At 70.8% G+C, this 3,222-nt stretch carries 4 protein-coding genes and 1 pseudogene; 4 read left to right on the forward strand and 1 reads right to left on the reverse strand.

Annotation, left to right across the window (positions count from 1 at the left end; translation table 11 throughout):
• Together FNH05_RS38555 and FNH05_RS35190 are read left to right on the forward strand one after the other, a co-directional pair.
• Positions 1 to 448: pseudogene (locus tag FNH05_RS38555) on the forward strand (hypothetical protein); the annotation flags it as partial.
• A gap of 14 nt (positions 449 to 462) precedes the next feature.
• Positions 463 to 1,050: a class F sortase gene (locus FNH05_RS35190; protein WP_144593167.1), complete on the forward strand. Its 588-nt coding sequence runs from the start codon at positions 463 to 465 to the stop codon at positions 1,048 to 1,050.
• Here the strand turns inward: FNH05_RS35190 and FNH05_RS35195 are convergent.
• Positions 1,032 to 1,706, reverse strand: coding sequence for a helix-turn-helix transcriptional regulator (locus tag FNH05_RS35195; protein ID WP_246128135.1), 675 nt, complete (start codon positions 1,704 to 1,706; stop codon positions 1,032 to 1,034). The two genes, FNH05_RS35190 and FNH05_RS35195, sit on opposite strands and share 19 nt — an antisense overlap.
• 64 nt (positions 1,707 to 1,770) lie before the next feature.
• Between FNH05_RS35195 and folE the strand changes: the two genes are divergently transcribed.
• Together folE and FNH05_RS35205 are read left to right on the forward strand one after the other, a co-directional pair.
• Positions 1,771 to 2,367, forward strand: a complete 597-nt coding sequence (folE, locus tag FNH05_RS35200; RefSeq protein ID WP_144593168.1) for a GTP cyclohydrolase I FolE — start codon at positions 1,771 to 1,773, stop codon at positions 2,365 to 2,367.
• A gap of 15 nt (positions 2,368 to 2,382) precedes the next feature.
• The coding region (locus tag FNH05_RS35205) for a hypothetical protein (protein WP_144593169.1) at positions 2,383 to 3,222 on the forward strand (840 nt) is incomplete at its 3' end.

Raw genomic sequence — 3,222 nt, forward strand, 5'->3', positions numbered from 1 at the left:
GCCGAGCACCACCACCGAGAAGCCGACCTCCAGCACCTCGCAGGAACCGACCTACAAGGACGACACGGGCTTCGGCATCGACCTCGGCGACGGCTACGGCGTGCTGGTCATCGCCTGCGCCGCGGGCCAGCCCACCGGCGTCACCTCCCCGGACTTCGACGTCGTCGACGGTCCGTACCAGGAGGAGCAGGACGGCCGCTACTGGGACTACCTGGTGCAGCTGCACGACGGCAAGCTGTTCGCCGACCAGAAGAACATCTGGGCCGACTGGAAGTGCGGCGGCGAGCAGCCCGGCGGCAGCGCCAGCGGCGGCGGTGCCGCGGTCGCGCCGGTCCCGGGTTCCGGCGACGCCAAGAACTGGCAGAAGAGCAACGGTGGCAAGGCGCAGGTCGCCTACGCGCCCAAGTCCGGTGTCGAGACCGGCTTCGGCGGCACCGCGCAGGGCTGAGCGGATTCCGGCAGATGCACATCCTCTTCCGGCGGGGTGGCCGCGCGCTCGCGGCCACCCTGCTGCTCAGCCTCGCGCTCACCGGGTGCGGCTCCGACGCCAAACCCACCGTGGCTGCCCCGGCCAGCTCGGTCTCGGTGACCAAGCCGTACGACAAGCTTCGCCCCACGCAGGTGAAGATCCCCAAGATCGGGGCCGACTCTTCGCTGATCACCGTGGCGGTGAACAAGGACGGCGAAATCGCGGTGCCTTCGGTCAAGGAGCCGATGCAGGCGGCGTGGTACCGGCTGTCCCCGGTCCCCGGCGAGGTCGGGCCGTCGATCATCCTCGGGCACGTGGACGGCAACAACCAGCCGGGCGTCTTCTTCAAGCTGAAGGACCTGGCCCCCGGTGACGAGATCCTCGTGACCCGCAGCGACGGCAAGGACGTCCGCTTCGTCGTCGACCGCACGACCCAGGTGCCGAAGGACAAGTTCCCGTCCGACGCGGTCTACGGCAACACGGACAAGCCGGAACTGCGGCTGATCACCTGCGGTGGCGTGTTCGACCATGCCGAGCACAGCTACCAGGACAACATCGTGGTCTACGCCAGGCTGGCCTGAGACCGCAGTTCCACGCAGCACTCGCCGGCGTGCGGGCCGAACACGGCCCGCACGCCGGTGGCGTCTCCGAAGCCGGTCAGCAGGGCGTGGTTGAGCCCGCACACCAGTTCGGGTGCCCGCTCGGTCAGCGGGCGGAACGGGCAGTTGTGCAGGCGCAGGCAGCCCGGCTCCGGCCGGTAGGGCTCGAAACCGTGGTCCGCGAGCACCTTCTCCGCCGCCCCGAGGGGGTCCGCGGTCCCGGCACACCGGACGGCCAGCCGGGCGCCGTGGGCCCTGGCCGCCCGCAGCGCGGCGTCACGGGAACACTCCTCTTCGCGTGCGTCGAGCACCGCGTCCAGCAGGACCGCGGTGAGCAGATCGTGGCTGCGGACCGGGATCTCGACCCGCACGTGCAGGTCGGTGCACCGGTACACCTTGGGCCTGCGGCCCACCCGGCGCACGCCGCCGAGCTGCTCGTATCCGGCGCACAACAGCCCCACGCCGACCAGTTTGTCGAGGTGGAAGGCGGCGAGCTTGCGGCTGATCCCGGCGAAGGCGGCGGCCTCGTCCCGGGTCACCGGACGGCGGGCCGCGCGGACGTAGCCGTACATCCTGGCGCGCAGCCCGTCTTCGAGCGCGGCGATCGCCTTGATCGACCGGCTCACATTCGCTGCCACCAGCCCAGAATAACGCCTATAGTCTTTGGTGAAATTGGCGGCTTTCAGAGACGAGGTGCCCGCGGTGTCCCTCAACACGGCATTGCCTGTGGTCCCGGCCCCGGCGGAGATCGATCTCACCGCCGCCGAAGAAGCGGCCGGCCATTTCCTGCGCGCGCTCGGCGTGGACACCGAGGGCGAGAGCCTGCGCGACACCCCGCGCCGGATGGCCAAGGCCTACGCCGACCTGTTCACCCCGCGCCCCTTCGACCTCACCACCTTCCCCAATGACGAGGGCTACGACGAACTGGTGCTCGCCCGGTCGATCCCGCTGCGGTCGGTCTGCGAACACCACCTGCTGCCCTTCACCGGCATCGCCCACGTCGGCTACCTGCCCGGTGAACGCATCCTCGGCCTGTCGAAACTCGCGCGCGTCACCGAGCACTTCGCCCGGCGCCCGCAGGTGCAGGAGCGGCTGACCAAGCAGATCGCGGACTGGCTGGACCAGCGGCTGAGCCCCAAGGGCGTCGGGGTGGTCATCGAAGCCGAACACACCTGCATGACGCTGCGGGGTGTGCAGGCGGCGGGCTCGACCACGGTCACCTCCACCCTGCTGGGCACCCTCCGCAGCGACGCCCGGTCCCGCCAGGAGTTCTTCGCCCTGACCGGTGTCCAGCGCTGACCCATAATCGGGAAGGTGGACTTCGAGTCGGTTTCGGACGAGCTGTACGCCGCCAGGCGCGAGGAATTCACCGCACTCCGGGAAGAACGCGCCCGGCAGGCGCGGGGAGACCGGCAGCTCGTGAAGCGCATCGCGGGCCTGCGCAAACCGACCGTCGCGGCCTGGCTGGTGAACCAGGTCGCCCGCTCCTGCCCCGGCGAGATCGACCGGCTCGCGAAGCTCGGTGAGGCCCTGCGCGACGCGCACCAGCGGCTTGCGGGCGACGAACTGCGCGCGCTGTCCCAGGAACGGCACGAACTCGTCGGCCTGCTCGTGCAGCGGGCGCACTGGCTGGCACGCAAGGCGGGTTACGGGGTCGGTGACACGACCGAACGGCAACTCGGGGAAACCTTCGAAGCGGCGGTTTCGGACTCCCGCGCGGCGCAGGCGGTGCGGGCGGCCAGGCTCAGCACCTCCCTCGCTCCGGGATCCGCCGAGGAGTGGTTCACCGCGGCAGTCGTACCCGCGAAGTCTGTGTCCGCGAAAACCGGCCCCGCGAAGACCGGGCCGAAGCCCGTGTCCGGAAAGACCAGACCGGCCGCGAAGCCCCGCGAGGACGCCGAAAGCAAGCAGCGACGGGCTGTGCGTGACAGGGCGCGTGACAGGGCGCGGGAAAAGGCGCGTACGGAGGCGAAAGAAGCCGAACAGGCGCTGGCACAGGCCGAACGGGCGCTGCGGGAGGCCGAGCGGGACTCGGAGCGGGCCGCCCAACGGGTGGCGGAGCTGGCCGAGCGCCTCGCCGACGCCAAGAAGACCGCGCAGGAGAAGCGGACGGCGGTGACCCTGGCGCGGAAGACGGCAGCGGCGGCGCGGCGC

Source organism: Amycolatopsis rhizosphaerae, from assembly GCF_007713715.1.
Taxonomy (GTDB): domain Bacteria; phylum Actinomycetota; class Actinomycetes; order Mycobacteriales; family Pseudonocardiaceae; genus Amycolatopsis_E; species Amycolatopsis_E rhizosphaerae.

What these genes read in the sequence shown, in the direction of transcription:
- FNH05_RS35190 (WP_144593167.1), top strand. Translation starts at nt 463, where the DNA reads ATGCACATCCTCTTCCGGCGGGGTGGCCGCGCGCTCGCGGCCACCCTG.